The following is a 24,466-nucleotide window of genomic DNA, read 5'->3' as shown; positions in this document are numbered from 1 at the left end:
GGCTCACCGGGTCTCGAGGCTCCTCGCTTGCGCTCGTCGCACCTCGACCACCAAGAAAAAGCACCTCGACCACCAAGAAAAAGCACCTCGACCATCGGGGAAAGGCACCCCGACCATCGGGGAAGGCACCTCGACCACCAGGGAAAGCACCTCGACCGAGGACCTAGCCGCTGTTGCGCAGTGCGGTCGCCAAACCGTTCATCGTCAGCTGGATCCCTCGGCGGATTCGCGGTGAATCGTCACCGGCGCGGAAGCGACGCAGAAGCTCGACCTGCAGCAGATTCAGCGGCTCGAGGTACGGGAAGCGGTTGTACACCGACCGTTTGAGTGCCGCGTTGTCGGCAAGAAGATCGTTGGTACCGGTGATCTTCGAGTACATCGCGATGGTGCGTTCGTGCTCGTCGACGATCATCCCGAAGACGGTGTCGCGCAACTGCTCGTCAGGCACGAGCTGGGCGTATCGATGCGCGAGTCCCATGTCCGACTTGGCGAGCACCTGCGCCATGTTGGACATCACGGTGCGGAAGAACGGCCACTTCTCGTAGTACCGCTGCAGGGTCGCCAGACGGTCCGCGTCGTCGCCGACCCACTGCTCGAAGGCAGCGCCGGTGCCGTACCAGCCCGGCAGCATCACGCGGGATTGCGTCCACGACAGCACCCATGGGATGGCCCGCAGATCGGAGATCTTCTCGGTCTGTTTACGCGACGCCGGACGGCTGCCGATGTTGAGTGCGCCGATCTCCGACAGCGGCGTCGACGTCGTGAAGTACTCCACGAATCCCGGTGTCTCGTGCACCAGCGCGCTGTAGGCCGAGCGGGCCAGCGCCGCGATCTCGTCGAGAGTGGTGTAGGCGTCCTCTGATTCGTCCCCGAGTCCCTCGACGTCGAGCAGCGACGACTCGATGGTCGCGGCGAGCAACGTCTCCAGATTGCGTTCGGCGCTGACGGGTTCGGCGTATTTCGCGGCGATGATCTCACCTTGCTCGGTGATGCGCAGCGACCCCTGGACCGCGCCCGGCGGCTGGGCCAGGATGGCGTCGTAGCTCGGTCCCCCACCGCGGCCGACGGTGCCACCGCGACCGTGGAAGAGCCGCAACCGGATTCCGACCTTGGCCGCGGCCTCGACGAGATCGAGCTCGCCGCGATAGAGCGCCCAGTTCGCGGCCATGTAGCCGCCGTCCTTGTTGGAATCGGAATAGCCGAGCATGACCTCTTGCATGCCCGACTGCCCGTCGACGAGGTCGCGGTACAGCGGGATGTCCAAGGCGGCCAACAGGGTTTCTGCGCCCTGCTGCAGATCCTCGATGGTCTCGAACAGTGGGACGATTCGAACCGTCGAGATGAGTTTCCCGGTGTCGCCGTCGATGTCGATCAGCCCGGCTTCTTTCAGCAGGATCATCGGCTCGAGCATGTCGCTGACCGAGGTGCACATGCTGATGATGTAGTTGGGCACCGACTGCGGTCCGAACCGCGCCACCGCGGTCGCGGCCGCACGGACGATGTTGAGTTCCTTGGTCGCCAACTCGGACAAATCGGCATCGGGCCGGGTGAGCGGCCGCCGGGCGGCGAGTTCATTGGTCAGGATCTCGACCCGCTCGGCCTCGTCCAGCGACCGGTAGTCCGGGTGCACGCCGGCCCACGCCAGCAGTTCGGCGATGACGTCCTCGTGCATGTCGGAGTTCTGCCGCATGTCCAGCCCGGACAGGTGGAAACCGAAGGTGCGCACCGACTCCCGGAGCCGCAGTAGCCTGTCGTCGGCGATGATGTCGTCGTTGGCGGCGCGGAGTCCGGCATCGATGACGTCGAGGTCGGCGAGCAGTTCGTCGGCGGTCGAGTAGGCGTCGGCACCGTCGAGCAGGAACAGATCCGAGGTCTTCATCACCTCCTCACCGAACAGCCCGGTCGCGGTGGCGACCAACCGAGAACGGATGTGGCGCAATGCAAGACGGAACGGCTCGTCGGCGGCCGCGTCCTCGCGGGGCACACCGGCGAGTTCGTAGACCGCGTCGGAGGTCGTCATGAGCCGGGTCGACATGCTCAGTTCCTGCGCGAGCGCCTCGAGCTCCGACAGGTGGTTGCCGATCGCCGTGCGCGCCGCGAGAGTCGTTGCCATCTCCACGATCTCGCCGGTGACGAACGGATTGCCGTCGCGGTCACCGCCGATCCACGAGCCCATCCGCAGCATCGGCTCGTCGGCCAGACCGGCGTTCGGATACGCCGACCGCAACGCGGCCCGCACCGAGGTGTTGATCTTGGGCACGACCTCGAAGAACGACGCGTCGTAATAGCGCAGGCCCGAACGGATCTCGTCCTGGATGGTGAGCCGCTCGAGGCGGATCAACGCGGTCTGCCACAGCGTGAGGATCTGCCTCCGGATTCCCTCGGTGACCGCCGCCTCCTCGGCGGGCGTCAGTTCGGTCCGCGACCGGTATCGCATCAGCTCGGTGATCCGGTTCTGCGCCTCGAACACCGACCGCCGGCGGGTTTCTGTCGGATGGGCGGTGATCACCGGCACCACCGTCGCGTCGGCGAGCGCATCACCCACCTCGTCATCGCCGAGACCGGCCTCGGCCAGTTTGGCGTATGTGGCGTCGAGGCTACTGTCCTGGGGCGGGTCGCCGGCCCGTACGTGGATCATCCGCCGGCGTTCACGGTGGATGTCCTCGGCCAGGTTGGCCAACAGCGCAAAGTTGCTGAACGCGCGGATGATCGGCATCGCCACCGAGATGTCGAGATCGACGAACAGATCGGCCAACTCGTCGCGATCGATCTCGGCCCGCCGGATCTTGAACGCCGCCACTCGCGCCGACTCGACGAGGTCGAAGACCTCCGCCCCCGAGTGTTCGCGCACCATGTCGCCGAGAATGCCGCCGAGCAATCGGATGTCCTCACGCAGCGGTTCGGTGAGGGTGCGGCCCTCGTCGTCGACGACGATGTGGTCGACGATCGAGATGGAAGGACGCCAGTCCGGGGCACCGCGCGAAGGAGAGGTCATTGCCCCAGTATTGCGGCTGCGCGTGACGGCGGCATCTCGGGTGGGCATCTCGGGTGCACAGAAAGTCGGGTACACAGAAAGCACTCGACCCGATGCGGCCGTAGCCGCATCGGGTCGAGAGAAGTGTGTCGGGTCAGGCGGACAGCTTGATGTCGACGCCGATACCGATGATGAAGATGAACCACACCAATCCGACAAAGATCGTCAACCGGTCGAGGTTGCGCTCGACGACGCTCGAGCCGGACAGACTCGATTGCACACCGCCACCGAAGAGCGACGACAGGCCACCGCCCTTACCCCGGTGCAGCAGAACCAGGATCACCAGCAGCACACTGGTGATGATCAGGCCGATGTCCAGAACTGTTTCGAGCACGTCAGGCAGATCCTTGTCGGTTGGAATCGAGTCGCGTCCGGCCAGGGGCCGACGACATGGTCGAGCCGGTCACCTCACGAGGAATGCGACCGGCTCGACCAGTGTACGCGTTTGAGCGAGCGCTCAGGGCAGGGGGCCGCCCGCGGCGATCGCCGACAACGTGGAGAACTCGTCGGCCTTCAAGGACGCGCCGCCGACGAGAGCCCCGTCGACATCGGTCTGGCCGACGATGTCACCGACGTTCTTGGCGTTCACCGACCCGCCGTAGAGCACCCGCACCGAGGCGGCTGTCGACGCATCGGCGATCTCGGCGAGCGTGGTACGCACCGCCGCGCAGACCTCCTGCGCGTCGGCGGCACTGGCCACCCGACCGGTACCGATGGCCCACACGGGCTCGTAGGCGATGACGACCTTCGCGATGTCCTCGGCCGAGAGGCCCGCCAGCGAACCCTTCAGCTGCGCGACGTTGTAGGCGACGTGCTCGCCGGACTCCCGGATGTCGAGTCCCTCACCGATGCAGACGATCGGCGTCAGGCCGTGCTTGAGCGCCGCCTTGGTCTTGGCAAGCACCACCTCGTCGGTCTCGGCGTGCATGGTGCGGCGCTCCGAATGCCCGACGACGACGAAGGTGCACCCGAGCTTGGCGAGGAATGCCCCGCTGATCTCGCCGGTATAGGCACCCGAATCGTGGGCCGACAGATCCTGGGCACCGTAGGTCAGCAGCAATTTGTCGCCGTCGACGACCGTCTGCACCGAGCGGATGTCGGTGAACGGCGGGATCACCGTCACGTCGACCTTCTCGAAGTACTTGGCGGGCAGCGCAAACGCGATCTTCTGCACCAGCGCGATGGCCTCGAGGTGATTGAGGTTCATCTTCCAGTTGCCCGCGATGAGCGGCTTACGGGATCCGCTCATGATTCCAGCACCTTCAGTCCCGGCAATTCCTTGCCCTCCAGGTATTCCAGCGACGCACCGCCACCGGTCGAGATGTGCGAGAAGTCGTCGTCCGGCAACCCCAGCGTGCGCACCGCGGCTGCGGAGTCGCCCCCGCCGACCACGGTGAACGCACCGGCCTTGGTAGCGCCGGCGATCGCCTCGGCGACACCCTTGGTGCCCGCGGAGAACTTCTCGAATTCGAACACGCCCGACGGCCCGTTCCAGAAGATCGTCTTGGCACCCGAGAGCAGCGCGGCGAAACGCTGCACCGACTCCGGCCCGATGTCCAGACCCATCCATCCGTCGGGGATGGCGTCGGCCGAGACCGTCTGCGACTGCGCGTCGGCGGCGAACTTGTCGGCCACCACCACATCGGCGGGCAGCCGGATGACATCACCGAATCGCTCCAGCAGATCCTTGCAGACCTCGATCTGGTCTTCCTGCAGCAGCGAGGTGCCCACGCCATGGCCTTGGGCGGCCAGGAACGTGAACGCCATACCGCCGCCGATGACCAGCGTGTCGACCTTCGGTGCCAGCGCCTCGATCACGCCGAGCTTGTCGGACACCTTGGAACCACCCAGCACCACGGCGTACGGCCGTTCCGGGTCCTCGGTGAGTGCCGAGAGCACCTTGACCTCGGCCGCCACGAGCTCACCGGCGTAGTGCGGGAGGAGCTTGGCGACGTCGTACACCGAGGCCTGCTTGCGGTGCACCACCCCGAAACCGTCGGAGACGAAGGCGCCGTCGGGACCGACGAGTTCGACGAAGGCCTTGGCCAGCGACTCTCGCTCGGACTCGTCCTTGGACGTCTCGCGCGGATCGAACCGCACGTTCTCCAGCAGCAGGACATCACCGTCGGTGAGTCCCTCGGCGCGCGCGAGCGCGTCGGAGCCGACGACATCACCGGCGAGTTGGACGTTGCGGCCCAGTTCCTGGCCGAGACGCTCGGCGACCGGCGCCAATGAGTATTTCGGATCCGGCTCACCCTTGGGGCGGCCCAGATGCGCGGTGATGATCACCTTGGCGCCGGCGTCGATGAGCGCGTTCAGCGTCGGCAGGGAGGCGAGGATTCGGCCCGGATCGGTGATCGTCGACCCGTCGAGCGGGACGTTGAAATCCGATCGAACCAACACACCGCGACCCGAAACGCCTTCGTCGAGAAGGTCTTTCAGAGTGGGTACACCCATTGCAGCATTGCTCCGTAACGGTTGGGTTCGTCAGCGACCGGTCGGTCAGAGAGACTTGCCGACCAGGCCGGACAGGTCGACGAGGCGGTTGGAGTAACCCCACTCGTTGTCGTACCAGGAGACGGCCTTGACCTGGTTGCCGATGACCTTGGTCAGCCCGGCGTCGAACAGCGAGCTGTGCGGGTCGGTGACGATGTCGCTGGAGACGATCGGCGCGTCGTAGTACTTGAGGATGCCCTTGAGCGGACCCTCGGCGGCGGCCTTCATCGCGGCGTTGATCTCGTCGGCGGTCGCGGAATTCTCCAGGATTGCGGTGAGGTCGGTGACCGAGCCGGTCGGGATCGGCACGCGCAGCGCGTATCCGTCGAGCTTGCCCTTGAGTTCGGGGAGGACCAGACCGATGGCCTTGGCCGCGCCGGTCGAGGTGGGCACCACGTTGATGGCCGCGGCGCGGGCGCGACGCAGATCCTTGTGCGGGCCGTCCTGCAGGTTCTGGTCCTGGGTGTAGGCGTGCACGGTGGTCATCAGACCCGAGACGATGCCGAATTCGTCGTTGAGCACCTTCGCGAACGGGCCGAGGCAGTTGGTGGTGCACGACGCGTTGGAGATGATGTTCTGGCTGCCGTCGTACTTGTCGTCGTTGACACCCATGACGATGGTGATGTCCTCACCGGAGGCCGGTGCGGAGATGATGACCTTCTTGGCGCCGGCGTCGAGGTGGCCCTTGGCCTTCTCCGCGGCGGTGAAGATACCGGTGGATTCGACGACGACGTCGACACCGAGGTCGCCCCACGGCAGCGCCGCCGGGCCTTCCTTGACCTCGAGGGCCTTGATGCGCTGGTCGCCGACGACGATGAAATCGCCGTCGAGGGAAACCTCCTGCGGCAGGCGGCCCAGGATCGAATCGAACTTCAGCAGGTGTGCCAGGGTGGCGTTGTCGGTCAGATCGTTGACGGCGACGATCTCGATGTCGGTGGTGCCCAATGCTTTTTGTGCTTCGACGGCGCGGAAGAAGTTGCGGCCGATCCGGCCGAATCCGTTGACGCCTACCCGAACAGTCACTGGTGTGCTCCTTAGCGGTTGTCTCGGCACGGGGTCATCTGCCCGCACCGCTCCTGGTGGCCGATCGGCTCATGGCCAACCGGCGTCGGGTCCAGCCTAGTAGGACGCCTGATCGTGGGCAGCGCGACGGGTGCACTGGCACACCCGTACCGCCGCCCGAACGATCGGGTCGACAACGGTGGGTCACGCCTCGTCGAGCAGATCCGAGGTGACCGCCGACTCGGTGTCGGGGATGCCCTCGGCGTGCGCCTTCTTGTCCGCGGTCGACAGCAGCCGGCGGATCCGGCCGGCGACGGCGTCCTTGGTCATCGGCGGATCGGCGAGCTGGCCGAGTTCCTCCAGCGAGGCCTGCCGGTGGGTGATGCGCAGATGCCCGGCCGCGGCGAGGTGGTCGGGGACCTCGTCGCCGAGGATCTCCAGTGCGCGCTCCACCCGGGCGGCGGCCGCGACCGCGGCGCGCGCCGAGCGGCGCAGGTTCGCGTCATCGAAGTTGGCGAGCCGGTTGGCCGTCGCCCGCACCTCCCGACGCATCCGGCGTTCCTCCCAGACCAGGCGCGTGTCGTGTGCGCCCATCCGCGTCAACAGCGCGCCGATCGCCTCACCGTCGCGGATGACGACACGGTCGGCGCCGCGCACCTCGCGGGCCTTCGCCGACACCCCGAGCCGCCGGGCCGCCCCGACCAGTGCCAGGGCCGACTCCGGACCGGGACAGCTGACCTCCAGCGCCGAAGACCGGCCGGGCTCGGTCAGCGACCCGTGCGCCAGGAACGCGCCGCGCCAGGCGGCCTCGGCGTCGGCGATACTGCCGCCGACAACCTGCGCGGGCAGACCCCGGACCGGTCGGCCGCGCAGATCGAGCAGCCCGGTCTGTCGGGCAAGGCCCTCACCGTCGGCGGTGACCCGCACGATGTAGCGCGCCGACTTGCGTAGTCCGCCGCCTCGCAGGACGTGGACCTCGGAGGTGTATCCGTACAGGTCGTGGATCTCCCGGCGCAGCCGTCGCGCCACATTGCCCATGTCGACCTCGGCCTCGACGATCACGCGCCCGGCCACGATGTGCAGGCCTCCCGCGAACCGCAGAAGCGCCGACACCTCGGCCTTGCGCGGACTCACCTGCGTCACGGCGAGCCGACTCAATTCGTCCTTCACCGCCGCGGTCATCGCCACCGGTCCCTGTCCTCCTGTCATCGCCGGGTCCTCCTGTCATCCGCGGACCCCATGCCTGTACTCCCCAGGGCGCGCCCTGGCCTCCCCTGCCCGCGCTCAACCACGTTGGGCCAGCCTAACGGGTCGGTTCACGCGAACACAGTTGCTTGATCAGGCCGGCCACTTTCGCCGGGTCGTGGACGTGGCGGCCGGGAATGGCGAGATCACCGATCTCCAGGCTCGCGCCGAACATCCCGGCGGCCCTCTCGAGGTGCTCGCGCTCCCGCCCGGCGGGCACCGACGACTCGTCGACGACCACATGATCGATCGTGAACGTGTCGGCGTGGGCGTGCAGCACATGCAGATGTCGTTCCACCGAGAACCCCGGGGTCTCCCCCGGCTCCGGCGCCAGGTTCACGATCAACACCTTGCGAGAAGTGCTGCGCTGCAACGCCTCCAGTAAGTCCGGCACCAGGACGTGCGGGATCACACTGGAGAACCACGAGCCCGGACCGAGGACCACGAGATCGGCCTCGTCGACGGCGGTGATCACCGGCTCGCACACCGGCGGCTCCGCGGGCAGGAGTCGCACCCGACGCACCTTGCCGGGGGTGGTCGCCACAGCCACCTGACCGCGGATGACCCGGGAGATACGCGGATCGGATTCCAGTCCGGAGACGTCGGCCTCGATCTCCAGCGGTACCGACGACATCGGCAGCACCCGACCATCGACGTCGAACACACGCATCATCTCGTCGAGGGCCGCCACCGGATCGCCGAGGACCTCGGTCAGCCCGGCCAGCAGCAGGTTGCCCACCGGATGACCGGCGAGCGCACCGTAACCACCGAAACGATGCTGCAGGGTCTCCGCCCACAACTCGTGGTGCCGCCGGTCGGCGTCCGGGTCCCGACGCCCGGCCAGACCGTCGAGGGCTGCCGGCGCGCACATCAACGCCGCCATCGCCATTCGCAGATCGCCGGGTGGGATCACCCCGAGTTCGGAACGCAACCGGCCCGACGACCCACCGTCGTCGGCGACGGTCACGATGGCGGTCACGTGGGGGCTCAGATAGCGCATCGCCGTCAGCGTCGCATACAGGCCGTGTCCGCCGCCGAGCGCGGCGATCCGCAATGCACTCATTCGCGCCCCAGATCACGGTGCATGACCCGCACGTCGTAGCGCGCGGCACCCGCGTCGTCCGCGGCGACCCGCAGGCGACGCGCCAACTCCTCGGAGATCGCGACACTACGGTGCTTGCCGCCGGTGCATCCGATGCTGACGGTCATGTAGCGCTTGCCTTCTCGGAGATAACCCTTGCCCACGACACCGATCAGTTCGGTGTAGAGATCGACGAAGCGACTGGCGTCGTCCTGTCCGAGGACGTACTCCCGCACCGGCGCGTCGCGACCGTTGAGTTCCCTCAGATCGGCCACCCAATACGGATTGGGCAGGAAGCGGACATCGGCGACGAGGTCGGAGTCGATCGGCAATCCGTACTTGAATCCGAAGGACTGCACGGCGACGCTGAGCCGGGAACTCGCGTCGTGCGGATACGAATCCTCCACCACCTCACGCAGTTTGGCGACGGTCAGCGTCGAGGTCTCCACCACGAGGTCGGCGGAATCCTTGAGGGGCGCGAGAATCACCCGCTCCCTCGCGATCCCCTCGACCAGGGTTTCACTACCCTGCAGCGGATGGCGACGGCGGACCTGCTCGAAGCGGCGGACCAGCACCTGATCGCTGGCGTCGAGGAACAGCAGTCGCGTCTGGGTGCCGGTGGCCGCGAGTTGTGCACGCAGCGTGCGCAACTGCTCGCCGAGGTTCTCGTCGGAAGCGCGTAACACCATGGCCAGCCGCAGAATCGGCGGATCGCTGTCGGCGACGAGGTCGACCATCGTCGAGATCAGCGCGGGCGGCACGTTGTCGGCGACATACCAGCCGTCGTCCTCGAGCACGTTGGCGACCGTGGAGCGACCGGCGCCGGACATGCCGGCGACGAACAGGACGACGAGTCCGTCGGTGGGCGCACCGGAGGCGTCTCCTCCCGGTGCCCCGTGCGCGGGATCGCTGTCGGTCATATCCGTGCCTCCGCTCGTGCCGTCCGTGCTCATGCCGCTGCTCGTGTTCATGACCATCCCACCGTCACATCGTGTGTGGTCTCGCCCGGTCCGGCCGCCGATTCGTCGGTGGCCTGCGGCGCATCGGCGGCCACTGGCGCGTCCCCGGCAAGCGCCTCGTGCACCACCCGGGCGGTCCCCGGGCCGATGCCGGGCACCGCGGCGATGTCGTCGACGGTGGCCTCCCGCAGTTTGGCGACGGAGCCGAAGTGGGTGACCAGCGCGGTGCGCCGGGAGCGTCCGAGCCCGGGGACGCCGTCGAGTACCGACTCCGTCATGCGTTTGCTGCGTTTGCTGCGGTGGAAGGTGATCGCGAAACGGTGCGCCTCGTCGCGCACCCGCTGCAGCAGGAACAGCGCCTCACTGGAGCGGGGCAGGATCACCGGTTCGTCGTCACCGGGCACCCAGATCTCCTCGAGTCGCTTGGCCAACCCGATCACGGCGACGTCGGTGACGCCGAGCTCGTCGAGTACGGTCGCCGCGGCGTGCACCTGCGGCGCGCCACCGTCGACGACGAACAGGTTCGGCGGGTAGGCGAATCGACGCGCCTTCTTGGAATCGGGATCGGCGGCCACCTGCGCCGCCACCTGCGCGGCGACACCGTCGGCCTGATCGGCGCGATGGCGCAGGAATCGTCGGCGGGTCACCTCGGCGATCGAGCCGACGTCGTCGGAGCGGCCATCGCCGGCGGCCTCGCGGATCGAATAGTGCCGATAATCGGACTTGCGGGGCAAGCCGTCCTCGAAGACGACGAGCGAGGCCACCACATCGGTGCCCTGCACATGCGAGATGTCGACGCACTCGATCCGCAGCGGGGCCTGGTCGAGTCCGAGGCCCTCCTGCAACTCGGTCAGAGCCGCCGACCGCGTCGTCAGATCACCGGCACGGCGTAACTTGTGCTGCGTCAACGCTTCTCCCGCGTTGCGCGCGACCGTCTCGAACAACGCCTTCTTGTCGCCGCGTTGCGGCACCCGCAGACTGACACGGCTGCCACGTAGATCGGAGAGGAACTCGGTCAGCTCCTCGTGCTCGGCGGGAAGCGCGGGGACGAGGACCTCACGCGGCACCGACTCACCGCGCTCGCGGTCCTCGCCGACCTCGACGGTCGCGTCGAGATCGGCCTGGGCGCCATAGAACTGCGTGAGGAACTGCCCGACCTGCTCGCCGATGTCGTCGTCATCGGATTTCTCCACGACCCACCCGCGCTCACCGCGCACCCGACCGTCCCGGACGTGAAAGATCTGCACCGACACCTCGAGTTCATCGCCGACCATGGCGATGACGTCGGCGTCGGTGCCGTCGCCGAGTACCACTGCCTGCTTCTCCAACGCGCGCCGCATCGCCCCCACGTCGTCGCGCAGACGCGCCGCCCGTTCGAAGTCGAGTGCTTCTGCGGCCGAGGCCATCTCACGCTCGAGGCGCTTGATCATCTGGTCGGTGCGGCCGGCCAGGAAGTCGCAGAAATCATTGACGATCTCGCGGTGTTCGATGGCGCTGACCCGACCGATACACGGCGCCGAACACTTGTCGATGTAGCCGAGCAGACACGGCCGGTCGATTTGCCCGTGCCGCTTGAACACCCCGGCCGAGCAGGTGCGGGCCGGGAACACCCGGGTCAGCAGGTCGACGGTCTCGCGGATGGCCCACGCGTGCGAATACGGACCGAAGTAGCGCACGCCACGACGCCGCGGCCCACGATAGACGAACAGCCGCGGATACTCTTCGTTGAGCGTGACCGCCAGCATCGGGTAACTCTTGTCGTCGCGATAACGGACGTTGAACCGGGGATCGAACTCCTTGATCCAGTTGTATTCCAGCTGCAGCGCCTCGACCTCGGTGCCGACGACCGTCCACTCCACCGACGCCGCGGTGGTCACCATCTGGCGGGTGCGCGGATGCAGCGAGGAGATGTCGGCGAAGTACGACGTCAGCCGTGAGCGAAGGTTCTTGGCCTTGCCCACATAGATGACGCGGCCGTGGGAATCACGGAATTTGTAGACCCCCGGATCGGTGGGGATCGTCCCGGGCGCGGGACGGTAGGTGCTCGGGTCGGCCACGTGTTCCAGGCTAGTCGGCGCGGCCGACGGATCGGGATTCGAACCGGCCGGCGAGCAGACTCGCCGACGGCCCCGCCGAACCGTCGTCGGCGGTGCCCGGGCCCACGAGCTCGGCATCGACGGCTCGGCCCGCCGCGGCGAGTACCGAGACGGTGTCGGTGAGCTCACAGGTCCACCCGGTGTCGGTGAAACGCCCGACGATGCCCGGGTCCTCGTGCCACAGCGCGGCCACCTGCGCGAAGGGGCCATCGGTGCGTGTGCGGCGCGTGGAGCGGACGGTGACCCCGACCTGTGATCCGGATGCGCTGGCCTGCCCGATGGTGTCGATCACCCGCCGCGCGACGTCGGGTTCCAGATAGACCAGGAGTCCTTCGGCGAGCCAGCACGTCGGCTCATCGGTGTGCAGGCCGGCCTCGAGCAGGGGCGGCAACCAGTCGGAGATCAGATCGGCCTGCACGACCCGGCGGCCGGTGGTGGCGACCAGCTCGTGCTCGGCGACGAGAGCTTCCTTGACCTCGACCACGGGCGGGCGGTCCAGCTCGTAGACCACCGCCGCCGGTCCCAGCTCCAGCCGAAAGGCCCGGGCGTCGAGTCCGGAGCCGAGGATGACGAACTGCTCGATCCCGTCGCGTGCGGCCGATCGGAACAGCTCGTCGAGGAACAGGGTGCGGGCGACGATCCAGTGGTACATGCCGCGACGTTCGCGACCCGCGGCATCGGTGACCGGCGGCATCGGCCGCAGGGTGCCGTCGGGATCGGTGAGAGCGGAATCGAACAACGCAACGGCCAACGGGTCGGCGAACAGCGCATCACGTCGCAGCGATTCGTAGGCGCGCACATAGGCCACCCCGAGTGCGGTCTGCCCCACGGCGTCGAGATCGATCATCGCGTGTCCCCGACTCAGCCGCGACGGTAGAGCTGCTCGATCTCCCGGTAGCGTTCCATCGCCTCGATCGCGCGGGCGCCGTCACCGGCCTGGATCGCCAGCACCGGCACGTGCTCGTCGGCGGGGAGCTCGAGCTGGCCGCCGAAACCCTTGTCCGGGTAGGTGAGTCCGCGTACCTGGTCCCACTCGAAGAGCCGCTCGGTGGCCAGATTGCGCACCGACACCCCACGAGAGCCGACCCGCAGGCGGGGTCGGGCGAGCAACATGATGGCGCACGCCTCGACCAGACCGATGCAGATGAGCGCGGCCTGATCGGACCAGCCGATGTTGTCCGGACCGGTGTTGGAGATGGTCAGCAGTAGACCGAAGGTCACGTGGATGACCACCACCACCGCCGCGGCAACGATGCCGATCAGCCGCAGGCGCCGCGACCGGTACTCCATGTCCCACTCGGACGTCGACGCATCGGTCACCGCGGGCTCCGGTCGTGCCTCGTTCACGATGCCGCGGCCGTCGTCACCGACCCGGGATAGGCCTCGCCGCGACTCAGCGCGCGCAGGGTCAGGGCCGAGGCCAGCGCCGCCGTCGTGGCCTGAGCGCCCTTGTCCTCCTTGGATTCCGGTAAACCGGCCCGATCCAGAGCCTGCTCCTCGGTGAACGTGGTGAGCACCCCGTTGCCCACCGGGGTCGACTCGTCCAGCGACACCCGGGTCAGGCCCGCGGTCACCGCGTCACAGACGTAGTCGAAGTGCGGGGTCTCCCCCTTGATGACCACACCCAGCGCGACGACGGCGTCATGGGTACGCGCCAGGGCCTGCACGATCACCGGCAGCTCGATGGCACCGGCCACCCGCACGATCGTCGGATCGTCGACGCCGTGCTCGGCTGCGGCGCGCACCGCACCGTCGAGCAACGCCCGACAGATCGTCGCGTGCCATTGCGACGAGACGATCGCCAGGCGCAGCTTGCCCGCATCCCCCAACTCGAGGGTGGGTTCACCGTGTCCGCTCATACAGGTCCTCCGCTCGTACAGGTCCGCAGCTCATACGAGTCCGCGGCTCATGACGGTCCGCCGTCTCCGGCCGCCGAATCCAGTGTGCCGTGCGGATCCCAGTTGTCCGGACCGTCCCAGTTCTCCAGACCGTCGAGATCGTGACCCATCCGGTCACGCTTGGTCCGCAGATACCGCAGATTCTCCTTGTTCGCCCGCACCGGCATCGGCACGCGCTCCACGATATGCAACCCGTACCCGTCGAGTCCCACCCGCTTGGCCGGATTGTTGGTGAGCAGACGCATCGAGGTGACCCCGAGGTCGACGAGGATCTGGGCGCCCAGACCGTAGTCGCGGGAATCGGCGGGCAGACCGAGCTGCAGATTCGCATCGACGGTGTCCGAGCCCGCATCCTGCAACTGGTAGGCCTGCAACTTGTGCAGCAGACCGATGCCGCGCCCCTCATGACCGCGCATGTAGAGCACCACACCGCGCCCCTCGGCGGCCACCATCTCCATCGCGGCATCGAGCTGCGGACCGCAATCACAGCGCAGTGAACCGAAGACGTCGCCGGTGAGGCATTCGGAATGCACCCGCACCAGCACATCACTGCCGCTGCCGTCGGCTCCGGCGAGATCACCCATCACCAGTGCCACATGCTCGACGTCGTCGTGGATGCTGGTGTATCCGACGGCGCGGAAATCCCCGTGCCGGGTGGGGATGCGGGCATCGGCGACCCGGACCACATGCTTCTCGTGACGGCGTCGCCACGCGATCAGGTCGGCGATCGAGATCAACGCGAGATCGTGCTCGTCGGCGAAGATCCGCAGCTCGTCGGTCTGGGCCATCGACCCGACGTCCTTCTGCGACACCACCTCACAGATCACCCCAGCCGGCGCGAGACCGGCCAGCCGCGCGAGATCCACGGCCGCCTCGGTGTGCCCCGGCCGGCGCAACACCCCGCCCTCCTTGGCACGCAACGGGACCACATGGCCCGGACGGGTGAAATCACCCGCGGTGCTCGCCGGATCGGCCAGCAACCGCATCGTCGTCGCCCGATCCGAGGCGCTGATCCCGGTGCCGATGCCCTCTCGGGCGTCGACGGTGACGGTGTAGGCGGTGCCGTGCTTGTCCTGGTTCATCGAATACATCGGCGGGAGTCCCAGCCGATCACAGTCGTCACCGGCCAGCGGCACACACAGATACCCCGAGGTGTAACGCACCATGAACGCCACGAGCTCAGGGGTGGCCTTCTCCGCGGCGAAGATCAGATCACCCTCGTTCTCGCGATCCTCATCGTCGACCACCACGACGGCCCTGCCTGCCGCGATGTCGGCGATCGCACGTTCGACGGTATCCAGATGCACTGCTGCACTTGCCGATTCACTCACGGTCTCGTCGCTGACGGTCTCGCTCATCACTTCACCTCTGCCGTGCCGGCTGTGTTCTGGGTTCGGATCGACTCGGCGCGGGTCGCCTGGAGTCGTTCGACGTATTTGGCGAGGACGTCGACCTCGAGATTGACCACCGCGCCGACCGACGCCGACCCCAGAGTGGTCTCCTGCAAAGTGGTGGGGATCAACGAGATCTCAAACCAGTCGCCGTCGCTCGCTTCGCTCCCGGCGCCGATCGCCCCCGGCCCGCTCGCTTCGCTCCCGGCGCCGATCGCCGAGACGGTCAGCGAGACACCGTCAACGGTGATCGAGCCCTTCTCCACGAGATAGCGGCTCAGGTGCGGATCGACGCCGATGCGTACGACCGTCCAATTCTGGGAGGGGGTGATCGCCACAACGGTCCCGGTGCCGTCCACATGTCCCTGCACGATGTGACCGCCGAACCGGCCGTCGGCGCGCATGGCGCGTTCGAGATTGACCGAGCTGCCCGGTCCGAGACGGTCAAGCGAACTGCGACGGAGGGTTTCGGCCATCACATCCACCGTGAACTGCTGGTCGTCGAATTCGACGACCGTCAGACACACACCGTTGACCGCGATCGAATCGCCGAAGCCGGCGTCGGAGGTGACCCGAGGGCCACGAATGGTGAGTCGGGCCGCGTCGGCGAGATCATCTCGCCCGACGATGGTGCCCAGCTCCTCGACGATGCCTGTGAACACCTTCTACCTCCTGTCGAGCTCGCTCGGAGCAGACAGGACGGCGTAGGGCCGTCTTGTTCTCTCGCATCCGGACTATGACCGTCGGCTCCGGATTCACACCGGAATCTGCTGTCCCCGTCCGGGTGGACGGGCGCTCGCGGGCTCGGTGTCGCCTGTGCGACACCATCACCGCCGGTGGGGAGTTTCACCCCGCCCCGAGAACGTACGTATCGACGCTAGCACGAGGTCGCGGACCCAACCAGTACGGCGGTCCACTTACGCGGTGAGGCGGGTTCAACTGTCGCACAGGAACGACCGCCACTGCGCTAAGATTCACCACACCCGGGTCTGGGTTCTCGGACGCGGTACACGGCGAAAGGCGACGCCAGCATGGCCGACAAGTCGACGCGGACATCCACCGGACCCGCTGCTCGAACACCTGGCGAGATGGTCCTCGGACTCCTGAAACGCTTTTGGCTCCCGCTGATCCTGGTGATCGTCGCGATCATCTTCATCGCCCAGAACACCCAGCATGTGCAGGTGCGGTTCCTGATGTTCTCCATCAGCTCATGGCAGTGGCTGATCCTCACCATCGTCACGCTCGGTGGCCTGCTCGCGGGTTGGATCCTGGGGCACAACGGCGCGCGCAAGCGCTCACGGCAGTAACCGGTCGGACACACTCCGGATCAGGACGTCGGAACCGAGTTGTTCGACGCCGGCCAGATGTAGTTCGGTTGCGTCGGCGAGCGTGATCGTCGCGGCCCGTTCGACCGCCGACGGCCCGGCACCCAGGATCGTCGGCGCCACATAGCTGTCGACCTCGTCGACCAGGTCGGCGTCGAGGAACGCCCCGATGATCCCCGGGCCACCCTCCACCAGCACCCACGTCGTGTCGTCCAGCGCCGCGAGCACCTCGACCGGATCGTGGGTGCGGACATGCCGGAACCCACCCACCATGGTGTCACGAATCCGGGCGCCGTCGGGAATGTCGCGCTCCCCCATGGCAACCCGGATGGGTTGGTGGGCATGCGGCGTGCCGTCGGGCAACCGGGCGGTCAGTGCGGGGTCGTCGGCGACGACGGTCCCGGTGCCGACGATGATCGCGTCGAGTTCGGCGCGCTGCCGATGGGCCCGGGCGCGTGCCTGCGGCCCGGTGATCCACTGACTCGTGCCGTCCGGCGCGGCGATCCGGCCGTCGAGGGTGGACGCGACCTTCGCGGTGACCAGTGGGCGTCCGAACCGTTGGCGAAACAGCCAGCCGCGCAACGGCCCCGACCGTGCGTCGAGGGCACCGACGCCCGCGATCACCTCGATCCCCGCCGCACGCAACCGATCCGCACCACCCGCCGCGGTCGGATTCGGGTCGCCGACGGCGTAGACCACCCGGGCCACACCCGCCTCGATCAATGCCTGGGCGCACGGACCGGTGCGCCCGGTGTGATTGCACGGCTCGAGGGTGACCACCGCGGTCGCGCCGCGCGCCGCATCCCCGGCGCGGCGCAACGCCTCGATCTCGGCGTGCGCACCGCCCGGCGGCTGGGTGTGACCGCGTGCGATCTCGGTACCGTCCGGCGCCAGCAAGACGGCGCCGACCGCAGGATTCGGCGACACCCCACCGAGTGCCGCTCGCGATTCGGCGACGGCCTCACGCATCGCGGCGGCCAGCACCGCCTCGTCGGGGATCATGGTTGTCAGTGAGCGTGTACCCGTGCGGCCGTTGCCTTCTCACGCAACGCCGCGACGGCGGCACCGGCGTCGGCGGGACCGTAGACCGCGGACCCGGCGACGAAGCAGTCGACGCCGGCCTCGGCGGCCTCGGCGATCGTCCCGTCGTGGATGCCCCCGTCGATCTCCACGAGCAGCCGCAACTCGCCGGCGTCGACGATCGTGCGGATCTCGCGCACCTTGTCGAGCACCTCCGGCATGAACTTCTGGCCGCCGAAACCCGGTTCGACGCTCATCACGAGCAGGGTGTCGAAGTCCCGCAGGATCGCCAGGTACGGCTCGAGCGCGGTGCCCGGTTTGAGGGCGAGACCGGCTTTTCCGCCTGCGGCCCGGATGTCCTTGGCCACGGCGACCGGGTCGTCGGTCGCCTCGGCGTGGAAGGTGACGTTGTAGGCGCCCGCCTCGGCGTACGGCGGGGCCCAGCGACCGGGGTCGTCGATCATCAGGTGGCAGTCGAGTGGGATGTCGGTGGCCTTGAGCAGGCTCTCCACGACCGGCAGCCCGAGGGTGAGGTTGGGGACGAAGTGGGCGTCCATCACGTCCACGTGCAACCAGTCGGCGCGCGAGGGTCCCGGTCCGGAGACCGCGTCGGCCTCGGCGGCGAGGTTGGCGAAGTCGGCCGAGAGGATCGACGGGGCGATCATCGGGGCAATCGGGGAACTCATGGCAGACAACATACGCGGCCGGGCGGCACCGACGAAGTCGGGTTTGGCGCCCACCGATCGCCGCCGGTGCGACACTCGACACCATGGACGACGAGGTCTCGAACAACGACACCGGCGAGGTCCCGGGCGAGGACACCGGTGGGGTCGCCGAGGCCCTGTGGCGGTGTGAACCGATCTTTCACCGATGGGAGCGCGGCTTCTCCCGCGCCGAATTCGACCGGATGACCGATGTGGACTTCTCGGAGGTCGGCGCCTCGGGCAGCCGCTACGACCGCGAATACGTGTGGTCGGTGCTCGCCCGGCGTCATGCCAGCAGCACAGCCGCGACCGACCTCGAAGAGAACTGGCGCGTCGAGGATTTCGTGGTGCGCAGCATCGCCCCTGCCACCCAGCTGGTCACCTATACGCTGCACCAGGGTGAGAGGGTGTCGCGCCGGGTAACGATCTGGCGGTACGACGGTGGGCAGGAAATCGGTGGGCAGGAAGACGGTGAGCACTGGGTGGCGCTGTATCACCAGGGCACCCTGGTGCCGGATCGGTAATTGCCGGACGGGTCATGCCCCCCGGATCGGCCATACCCCGGATCGGTCATACCCCCGTGAGGATGCGCGGTCCTTCGTCGGTGATCGCCACGGTGTGCTCGGTGTGGGCGCCGACGCGTCCGTCGGCCAGACGCAGGGTCCACCCGTCGGGGTCGACCACGAGTTCGTCGGTACCCAGGCCCCACCACGGCTCGAGGGCGAGCACCATCCCCGACCTGAGGCGGATGCCGCGTCCGGCGCGCCCCGTGTTCGGGATGTGTGGGTCCTCGTGCATGGTCCGCCCGAGTCCGTGTCCGCCGAAGTCGGTGTTGACGCGGTAGCCGTCGGCGTGGGCGACCGCACCGATCGCGGCGGAGATGTCGCCGAGACGGCCCTGTGGCACCGCCTTCTCGATTCCCGCGGCCAGTGCACGACGCGTCGAATCGATCAGGGCGCTCACCTCGTCGTCGACGGTGCCGACCTGGGTGGTCACCGCCGCATCGGCGACCCATCCGTCGATCGACACCGCGAGATCCATGGTCAGCACATCCCCGTCGGCCAGCACATGGTCGTGCGGAAGACCATGGAGCACAGCGTCGTTCACCGACAGGCAGATCACGTTGCGGAAGGGGCCACGACCGAACGAGGGCGAGTAATCCCAATAGCACGACCGGGCACCCCGAGTGTCGAGCATCGTGCGGGCGTGCGCTTCGAGGTCGAGCAGGTTCACCCCGGGCCGGGCCCGGCCGCCGATCTCGTGCAGGACTTCGGCGACGAAGCGGCCGGTGACGGCGATCTTGTCGATCTCGGCCGGGGACTTCAGTTCGATCATCGCACTCCACTCGGATCGCATCGGTCGCAACCACATCGGTATTTCTATACCCGTCGACGCTACCATGGATCGGTACAGTAATACCGGCTATGATGGCCGGCATGGTGCGCGTTCCACTGACCCCCGAACAAGTCGAGGCCGGCCGCCGGCTCGGCGCACTGCTCCGCGGCGCCCGCGCCGGCCGTGACCCGGAAACGATTGCGCGAGATGCGGGAATCTCGCCGGAGACGCTGCGCAAGATCGAGGTGGGCCGGATCGCCACCCCCAGTTTCGGCACCGTGGTGGCCATTTGTGACGCACTCGGGCTCCCGGTCACCGACGCCGTGGAGGTATGGCGGTCGGCGACGGCCGAGGACGTCGCCGTCTGACCCGGTCCCGTCAGCTCCTCGGTCCACGCGTCTCAGTCGCGCGTCAGCGCGGCGAGGAACATCGCGTCGGTGCCATGGATGTGTGGCCACAGCTGCACATGCGGACCCTCGCCGAGTTCGATGGCGCCGACGAGTGGCCGCGCATCGAGTTGGCGTGCGGTCGTGACCGATTCGAGCACGCTCGACACCAGGTCGGTGGTCTCCGCCGGGTGCGGGGAGCACGTGGAGTACAGCACCACCCCGCCGGGACGAACCAGCCGCAGCGCCTCGGTCAGCAACTCTCGTTGCAGCGCAACGAGTTCGGGAACATCGGTCGGCTGCCGGCGCCACCGCGCCTCGGGCCGCCGGCGCAACGATCCCAGGCCGGTACACGGGGCGTCGAGCAGAATCCGGTCGAAGCCGGGCTCGAGTCCGGTGTGGGCGGTGACATCGCGCGCATCGGCCACATGGACGTCGACCGGGAGATCGCGCACCACACCGCGAATGAGGTCGGCGCGATGCTCGCTGACCTCGATGGCGTCGAGGTGCGCGTTGTCGATGTCGGCGAGCGCACCGATCAGGGCGGCCTTGCCGCCAGGCCCGGCACACATGTCGAGCCACCGACCGCCGTCGGCCCCGATGTCGGCCACCGTCACCGCCCGCGCCACCAACTGGCTGCCCTCATCCTGCACGCCGGCGTAGCCCTGCCGGATTGCCTCCACGTCACCGGGATCGCCGCCGGGCAGGTAGACACAGTACGGCGAGTATCTGCCGATCTCTCCCCCGCTGGTCAGCGCGAGTTCCTCGGCCGTGATGAAACCGGGCCGCGCGACGAGGTGCACCGGTGGCCGCTCGTCGTCGGCGGCGAGCGCGGCCTGCAATTGCCCGAACGAACCGCCGAGGGCGTCGTAGAACACCTCCGCGATCCACCGCGGATGCGCATAGCGGAAGGCCAGGTGACCGATCAGGTCGTCGGCCATGGACGGGGCGAGTAGATCGACCCACAACTCCTCGTCGCGCTGAGAGACCTTGCGCAGCACCGCGTTCACGAATCCGGCGGGCCCGATGCCGGCTTCGGACCGGACCAGGTCCACCGAGGTGTCGACGGCCGCGTGGGCACCGACCCGGGTGCGCAACAGCTGATAGGTGCCCAGCCGGAGCACGTCGAGCAGCTTGCCGTCGATCTCGTCGACCGGGCGGTTCGCGGCGGCGGCGATGACCGCGTCGAGGATGCCCTGTGCGCGTGCCGAACCATAGGTCAGTTCGGTGGCCAGTGCGGCGTCTCGACCGCTGATGTGGCGCTCCCGCAACATCTTCGGCAGCACGAGGTTGGCGTAGGCGTCGCGCTCACGGACGGCACGCAACACATCGCGGGCGGTCTCGCGGACCGGATCTACCGCCTTGTCCCGCACCTTCGGATCGTTACGGGAGCCGCGACCCGGACCGGAACGATGATTGTCCCGATCGGTCCCGCTGCGGTTGGACCCGTTGCGGTCACCGCGTGGTCTGCTCATCCGAGCACACTCCCCTCGTCGAGGCGGGCGCCGCGCGCCCAGTCGGTCGCCGGCATCGGCTTCTTCCCTGGTGCCTGCACCAGGCCCAGGCGGACCGGGGTGGTGCCCGTCCCGACGAACACGGCCTTCTTCGTCACGTGGACCTCACCCGGCGCCAACTTTTCGGGTGCCGTCGAATCCGCGATCGCGACCGGCCCGAGTTTGAGTCGGAGGTCACCGTGGGTGGTCCACGCGCCCGGTGCCGGGGTGTGCGCGCGAATGCGGCGATCGATGATGTGCGCGGGCAGGTCCCACCGCACCCGGGCGTCGTCGACCTCGACCTTCGGGGCGTGGCTGACGCCGTCGGCCGGCTGCGGAACCGGGGTCAGCGCCCCCGCCTCGATCCCCGACAAGGTGTCGACGAGCAGACCCGCCCCGGCGTCGGCGAGACGGTCGAGGAGTTCACCGCTGGTGTCGGTGTCGCGGATGGTCTCGGTCAGCACCCCGTACACCGGCCCGGTGTCGAGGCCCTTCTCGAGGCGGAAGGTGCTGGCTCCGGTGGTGGCGTCACCGGCGGCGATCGCCGCCTGGACCGGCGCCGCGCCCCGCCAGGCGGGCAGCACCGAGAAATGCAGGTTGATCCAGCCGTGGGTGGGCAGCTCGAGCAGCGGCGGCGGCACCAACCCGCCGTAGGCCACGACCGCCCCGGCGTCAGGGGCCCACCCCTGCAGCGTCTCGGCGACCTCGGGTTCACCGAGACGTCGCGGGGTGATGACCGGGATGCCGTGAATATCTGCGAGTTCGGCGACCGGCGCCCGGTGCACCTTGCGGCCCCGACCCGAGACCGCATCCGGACGGGAGATGACGCCGACGACGTCGTGCTCGGAACCCTCGACGAGCCGTCGCAGTGACGGCACCGCGACCTCCGGTGTTCCCGCGAACACGATTCTCACGCCGGTTTCCTCCACTCGTTCGATCATCTCGATCCGCGCACGACGTGCGCGGCGCTCATCCGATCGTAGGCGGATCGACCTGGACCCGGATCGGTCCGGTCTCGCGTTGCGCATTGCGCCGGATGTGCGCGGCGCGCAAGGCCTCGGCGAGCCGGCGACCCTGGCGGCGGTCGGTGCGGATCAGTATCCGTTCGATCTCGTCGGGAGCGCCGTGCCCGTCCGGCCGGTCCCAGTCGGCGCTGCCCGCGGGCGGGCGGACACCGTCGGGCAGCGGCACCGGGCCCAGCGTGTCGGCACCGTCGGGCAACTCGATCTGGTCGACGAAACCGGTGACCAGCTCGGCCGGGCCGTCGATGGAGGCCATGGTGACCGCGGGCGGGAAGCCGAGCTCGACGCGACGCCCGAGTTCGGTCTCGGCGAAACCGACCGGGTCCCAACGGATCAGCGCCTGTACCGGATGCAACGTCGAGTCGGCGACGATGACCATCGTGCCGCCCTGCCGCCGGGCCCGGACCAACGCGCCGACGGCCATCCACCGGCGCACGGCATCTTCTTCGGCCCGCAGGTCGGCTCGGTCGAGCTGAGCCCAGGTGTCGAGGATGACCGCGGCCCCGTAACCGCCCGGCGCGACCGGTTCGGCCCCGGGCGTGGCGACCACCACGCGCGGTCCCGGCTCCACCTCGTCGACGACGCCGGTCCCGCCGCTGGTGACGACCGGCGCGCCGGCGAAGGCCCGGCCGAGTTCCTCGGCCGTCCGGCGGGCGCCGACGGTGAGGGCGCGGACGCGGGTGCCGCCGCACTCCGGGCATCGGAAGTTGGTCTCGGGACGCCCGCACCACCGGCAGGACAACGATCCGTGGACGTCCATCTGCAACGGGCCGTGGCATGCCCGGCAGCGGGCGTGTTCGCGGCAGCGGGCACAGGCCAGCGACGGGATGTACCCGCGCCGCGGGACACTGAACAGCACCGGCGCGTCGGCGGCCAGCGCGCGCCGCGCGGCATCGAAGGCGACCGCCGGGATACGTGCGGTGTGCGCCAACGGGTCCCGTGCAACGCGGACGTCCTCGTCGGTGATGGCCTCGATCGCGGCACCACGTTCGCGGATGACGGCGCGGTCGGCGACGAGATCGTGCGCCCAGCCCGAGGCGACGAGTGCCTGCGCCTCGGCGGTGCGCGCGTAGCCGCCGATCACCAGCCCGGCCTGCTCGTGATGGGCGCGCAGCACCGCGACCTCCCGAGGGTGCGGATACGGTGCGCGCGGTTCGTTGAGGCTGTCGTCACCGTCGTCCCACACCACGATCAACCCGAGATCGTGCACGGGCGCGAAGATCGCGCTGCGCGTGCCGAGGACGACGTCAGCTCCTCCGCGCCGTACCGCCAGCCACCGGCGGTAGCGGGCGGTCGGCCCCAGACCGGCGGCGAGGGTGACGCAGCGATCGCCCAACAGCGGCTCGCAGGCCGCCGAGAGGCGATCGAGGTCGCGTTGGTCGGGAACGACGATGACCACGCCACGACCGGCGGCGGCGGTCAGCGCGGCGAGATCGGCGAGCCGATGCGGCCAGCTCTCTCCCGGGGTGGCCTGCCATACCGCCCGCGGATTCGACGATGCCAACGACTCCAGGAACGCCGCGCCGGTGCGATAGGCCTGCCAGGCACTGCGGTCGGGCGCCACCACCTCCGTGCTCGGCATGGGGGTCGGTTGCGCCTCGGTGCGCGCGTGGCGGGGTGGGACGGCCAATCGCAGGACGTCGGACATCGTGCCCGCATACCGGTCGGCGACAGCGCGACACACGTGTGCGATCTCGGCCGAGAGCACCGGCTCCGCCGACACGATCCGTTCGATCCAGCCCAGGCGCCCCTCGTGGTCGGAGTCGTCGATCCGTTCGAGGAGGAAACCGTCGACGAGCCGGCCGGCGAAGCGGACCCGTACCCGCACGCCCGGGACGGCGTCGTCGTCCTGGTCGGTGTCGATCAGGTAGTCGAACGGCCGGTCGAGGTGGGCGAGCCCCAGCATCGGCAGGACGCGGGCGATGGGTGCGGAGTGTGCACGCTCACGGGCCCCGGCGCGGTCACCACCGGCCGCCAAC

At 68.5% G+C, this 24,466-nt stretch carries 23 protein-coding genes and 1 riboswitch; of the genes, 3 read left to right on the top strand and 20 right to left on the bottom strand.

The annotated features are described in order from the left end of the window. Positions 1–163: 163 nt before the first annotated feature. From ppc to P3L18_RS08700, 14 genes are all read right to left on the bottom strand, one after another. Positions 164–2,995 (bottom strand): phosphoenolpyruvate carboxylase, encoded by a 2,832-nt coding sequence (gene ppc, locus P3L18_RS08765; protein ID WP_276113886.1) that lies wholly within the window; start codon positions 2,993–2,995, stop codon positions 164–166. Between the two features lie 133 nt (positions 2,996–3,128). Beyond that, the gene (gene secG / locus P3L18_RS08760) at positions 3,129–3,368 is read right to left on the bottom strand and encodes a preprotein translocase subunit SecG (protein ID WP_006370296.1); all 240 of its coding nucleotides are present in this window, start codon (positions 3,366–3,368) and stop codon (positions 3,129–3,131) included. A 123-nt stretch (positions 3,369–3,491) separates the two neighbouring features. After that, a complete protein-coding gene (tpiA, locus tag P3L18_RS08755) occupies positions 3,492–4,283 on the bottom strand; it encodes a triose-phosphate isomerase (RefSeq protein WP_006370295.1) in 792 nt (263 codons plus the stop codon). Then, positions 4,280–5,491 (bottom strand): phosphoglycerate kinase, encoded by a 1,212-nt coding sequence (locus tag P3L18_RS08750; RefSeq protein WP_014359940.1) that lies wholly within the window; start codon positions 5,489–5,491, stop codon positions 4,280–4,282. Before P3L18_RS08750 ends, tpiA begins: the two co-directional genes overlap by 4 nt. A 45-nt stretch (positions 5,492–5,536) precedes the next feature. Next, positions 5,537–6,553, bottom strand: a complete 1,017-nt coding sequence (gene gap / locus P3L18_RS08745) for a type I glyceraldehyde-3-phosphate dehydrogenase (RefSeq protein WP_079929626.1) — start codon at positions 6,551–6,553, stop codon at positions 5,537–5,539. 183 nt (positions 6,554–6,736) lie between these two features. Continuing rightward, positions 6,737–7,714, bottom strand: coding sequence for a DNA-binding protein WhiA (gene whiA / locus P3L18_RS08740; RefSeq protein WP_170320206.1), 978 nt, complete (start codon positions 7,712–7,714; stop codon positions 6,737–6,739). Positions 7,715–7,835: 121 nt separating this feature from the next. Then, the gene (yvcK, locus tag P3L18_RS08735; protein WP_006370291.1) at positions 7,836–8,840 is read right to left on the bottom strand and encodes a uridine diphosphate-N-acetylglucosamine-binding protein YvcK; all 1,005 of its coding nucleotides are present in this window, start codon (positions 8,838–8,840) and stop codon (positions 7,836–7,838) included. Next, on the bottom strand, positions 8,837–9,778 hold the full coding sequence (rapZ, locus tag P3L18_RS08730) for an RNase adapter RapZ (RefSeq protein ID WP_276113885.1): 942 nt from the start codon (positions 9,776–9,778) through the stop codon (positions 8,837–8,839). Before rapZ ends, yvcK begins: the two co-directional genes overlap by 4 nt. Before the next feature lie 47 nt (positions 9,779–9,825). After that, positions 9,826–11,874, bottom strand: coding sequence for an excinuclease ABC subunit UvrC (uvrC, locus tag P3L18_RS08725; RefSeq protein ID WP_276113883.1), 2,049 nt, complete (start codon positions 11,872–11,874; stop codon positions 9,826–9,828). Positions 11,875–11,884: 10 nt separating this feature from the next. Then, positions 11,885–12,760, bottom strand: a complete 876-nt coding sequence (locus P3L18_RS08720) for an SAM-dependent methyltransferase (protein WP_079929624.1) — start codon at positions 12,758–12,760, stop codon at positions 11,885–11,887. Positions 12,761–12,774: 14 nt separating this feature from the next. Beyond that, positions 12,775–13,260: a PH domain-containing protein gene (locus tag P3L18_RS08715; protein ID WP_006370286.1), complete on the bottom strand. Its 486-nt coding sequence runs from the start codon at positions 13,258–13,260 to the stop codon at positions 12,775–12,777. Beyond that, positions 13,257–13,772 (bottom strand): 6,7-dimethyl-8-ribityllumazine synthase, encoded by a 516-nt coding sequence (gene ribH / locus P3L18_RS08710; RefSeq protein ID WP_079929622.1) that lies wholly within the window; start codon positions 13,770–13,772, stop codon positions 13,257–13,259. Before ribH ends, P3L18_RS08715 begins: the two co-directional genes overlap by 4 nt. A gap of 47 nt (positions 13,773–13,819) precedes the next feature. Next, entirely contained in the window at positions 13,820–15,169 is a 1,350-nt protein-coding gene (locus tag P3L18_RS08705; protein WP_006370282.1) for a bifunctional 3,4-dihydroxy-2-butanone-4-phosphate synthase/GTP cyclohydrolase II, read from the bottom strand. Continuing rightward, the gene (locus tag P3L18_RS08700) at positions 15,169–15,864 is read right to left on the bottom strand and encodes a riboflavin synthase (protein ID WP_079929621.1); all 696 of its coding nucleotides are present in this window, start codon (positions 15,862–15,864) and stop codon (positions 15,169–15,171) included. Before P3L18_RS08700 ends, P3L18_RS08705 begins: the two co-directional genes overlap by 1 nt. Positions 15,865–15,915: 51 nt before the next feature. Beyond that, a riboswitch (FMN riboswitch) is annotated at positions 15,916–16,070 on the bottom strand. A 163-nt stretch (positions 16,071–16,233) separates the two neighbouring features. On the opposite strand from P3L18_RS08700, the gene P3L18_RS08695 reads away from it, so the two are divergent. After that, complete coding sequence (locus P3L18_RS08695) at positions 16,234–16,509, top strand: LapA family protein (protein ID WP_079929620.1); 276 nt, start codon at positions 16,234–16,236, stop codon at positions 16,507–16,509. Here the strand turns inward: P3L18_RS08695 and ribD are convergent. Next, positions 16,498–17,529 (bottom strand): bifunctional diaminohydroxyphosphoribosylaminopyrimidine deaminase/5-amino-6-(5-phosphoribosylamino)uracil reductase RibD, encoded by a 1,032-nt coding sequence (ribD, locus tag P3L18_RS08690; protein WP_079929619.1) that lies wholly within the window; start codon positions 17,527–17,529, stop codon positions 16,498–16,500. The genes P3L18_RS08695 and ribD overlap by 12 nt on opposite strands. 5 nt (positions 17,530–17,534) lie before the next feature. After that, on the bottom strand, positions 17,535–18,212 hold the full coding sequence (rpe, locus tag P3L18_RS08685) for a ribulose-phosphate 3-epimerase (protein ID WP_193361617.1): 678 nt from the start codon (positions 18,210–18,212) through the stop codon (positions 17,535–17,537). Between the two features lie 104 nt (positions 18,213–18,316). Here rpe and P3L18_RS08680 point away from each other — a divergent pair, with 104 nt between their 5' ends. Beyond that, positions 18,317–18,775 carry a hypothetical protein gene (locus P3L18_RS08680; RefSeq protein WP_276113881.1) on the top strand — a complete coding sequence of 153 codons (459 nt, stop codon included), beginning with the start codon at positions 18,317–18,319 and terminating at the stop codon, positions 18,773–18,775. 46 nt (positions 18,776–18,821) lie between these two features. Here the strand turns inward: P3L18_RS08680 and map are convergent, their stop codons facing one another. Continuing rightward, positions 18,822–19,586, bottom strand: a complete 765-nt coding sequence (gene map / locus P3L18_RS08675) for a type I methionyl aminopeptidase (protein WP_276113880.1) — start codon at positions 19,584–19,586, stop codon at positions 18,822–18,824. Positions 19,587–19,687: 101 nt separating this feature from the next. On the opposite strand from map, the gene P3L18_RS08670 reads away from it, so the two are divergent. Next, complete coding sequence (locus tag P3L18_RS08670) at positions 19,688–19,954, top strand: helix-turn-helix transcriptional regulator (RefSeq protein ID WP_014359929.1); 267 nt, start codon at positions 19,688–19,690, stop codon at positions 19,952–19,954. 32 nt (positions 19,955–19,986) lie between these two features. On the opposite strand, the gene P3L18_RS08665 is transcribed toward P3L18_RS08670, so the two are convergent. From P3L18_RS08665 to P3L18_RS08655, 3 genes are read right to left on the bottom strand one after another with little or no spacing between them, the layout of a single operon-like run. Beyond that, positions 19,987–21,447: a transcription antitermination factor NusB gene (locus tag P3L18_RS08665; RefSeq protein ID WP_276113879.1), complete on the bottom strand. Its 1,461-nt coding sequence runs from the start codon at positions 21,445–21,447 to the stop codon at positions 19,987–19,989. Next, the gene (gene fmt, locus P3L18_RS08660) at positions 21,444–22,379 is read right to left on the bottom strand and encodes a methionyl-tRNA formyltransferase (protein ID WP_276113966.1); all 936 of its coding nucleotides are present in this window, start codon (positions 22,377–22,379) and stop codon (positions 21,444–21,446) included. The genes P3L18_RS08665 and fmt overlap by 4 nt, the downstream gene beginning before the upstream one ends. 55 nt (positions 22,380–22,434) lie before the next feature. Next, positions 22,435–24,393: a primosomal protein N' gene (locus P3L18_RS08655; RefSeq protein ID WP_265078037.1), complete on the bottom strand. Its 1,959-nt coding sequence runs from the start codon at positions 24,391–24,393 to the stop codon at positions 22,435–22,437. Between the last annotated feature and the right edge of the window lie 73 nt (positions 24,394–24,466).

The sequence above is a fragment of the Gordonia sp. N1V genome, assembly GCF_029269935.1.
GTDB classification, from domain to species: Bacteria; Actinomycetota; Actinomycetes; order Mycobacteriales; family Mycobacteriaceae; genus Gordonia; species Gordonia polyisoprenivorans.
This window is presented reverse-complemented; position numbering and strand designations above follow the sequence as displayed.

Coding starts and splice junctions, on each gene's coding strand:
- ppc (WP_276113886.1), bottom strand. CDS start 2,995: ATGACCTCTCCTTCGCGCGGTGCCCCGGACTGGCGTCCTTCCATCTCG.
- tpiA (WP_006370295.1), bottom strand. CDS start 4,283: ATGAGCGGATCCCGTAAGCCGCTCATCGCGGGCAACTGGAAGATGAAC.
- P3L18_RS08750 (WP_014359940.1), bottom strand. CDS start 5,491: ATGGGTGTACCCACTCTGAAAGACCTTCTCGACGAAGGCGTTTCGGGT.
- whiA (WP_170320206.1), bottom strand. CDS start 7,714: ATGACCGCGGCGGTGAAGGACGAATTGAGTCGGCTCGCCGTGACGCAG.
- yvcK (WP_006370291.1), bottom strand. CDS start 8,840: ATGAGTGCATTGCGGATCGCCGCGCTCGGCGGCGGACACGGCCTGTAT.
- rapZ (WP_276113885.1), bottom strand. CDS start 9,778: ATGACCGACAGCGATCCCGCGCACGGGGCACCGGGAGGAGACGCCTCC.
- P3L18_RS08720 (WP_079929624.1), bottom strand. CDS start 12,760: ATGATCGATCTCGACGCCGTGGGGCAGACCGCACTCGGGGTGGCCTAT.
- ribH (WP_079929622.1), bottom strand. CDS start 13,772: ATGAGCGGACACGGTGAACCCACCCTCGAGTTGGGGGATGCGGGCAAG.
- P3L18_RS08705 (WP_006370282.1), bottom strand. CDS start 15,169: ATGAGCGAGACCGTCAGCGACGAGACCGTGAGTGAATCGGCAAGTGCA.
- P3L18_RS08695 (WP_079929620.1), top strand. CDS start 16,234: ATGGCCGACAAGTCGACGCGGACATCCACCGGACCCGCTGCTCGAACA.
- ribD (WP_079929619.1), bottom strand. CDS start 17,529: ATGATCCCCGACGAGGCGGTGCTGGCCGCCGCGATGCGTGAGGCCGTC.
- rpe (WP_193361617.1), bottom strand. CDS start 18,212: ATGATCGCCCCGTCGATCCTCTCGGCCGACTTCGCCAACCTCGCCGCC.
- P3L18_RS08680 (WP_276113881.1), top strand. CDS start 18,317: ATGGACGACGAGGTCTCGAACAACGACACCGGCGAGGTCCCGGGCGAG.
- map (WP_276113880.1), bottom strand. CDS start 19,586: ATGATCGAACTGAAGTCCCCGGCCGAGATCGACAAGATCGCCGTCACC.
- P3L18_RS08670 (WP_014359929.1), top strand. CDS start 19,688: ATGGTGCGCGTTCCACTGACCCCCGAACAAGTCGAGGCCGGCCGCCGG.
- P3L18_RS08665 (WP_276113879.1), bottom strand. CDS start 21,447: ATGAGCAGACCACGCGGTGACCGCAACGGGTCCAACCGCAGCGGGACC.
- P3L18_RS08655 (WP_265078037.1), bottom strand. CDS start 24,393: ATGCTGGGGCTCGCCCACCTCGACCGGCCGTTCGACTACCTGATCGAC.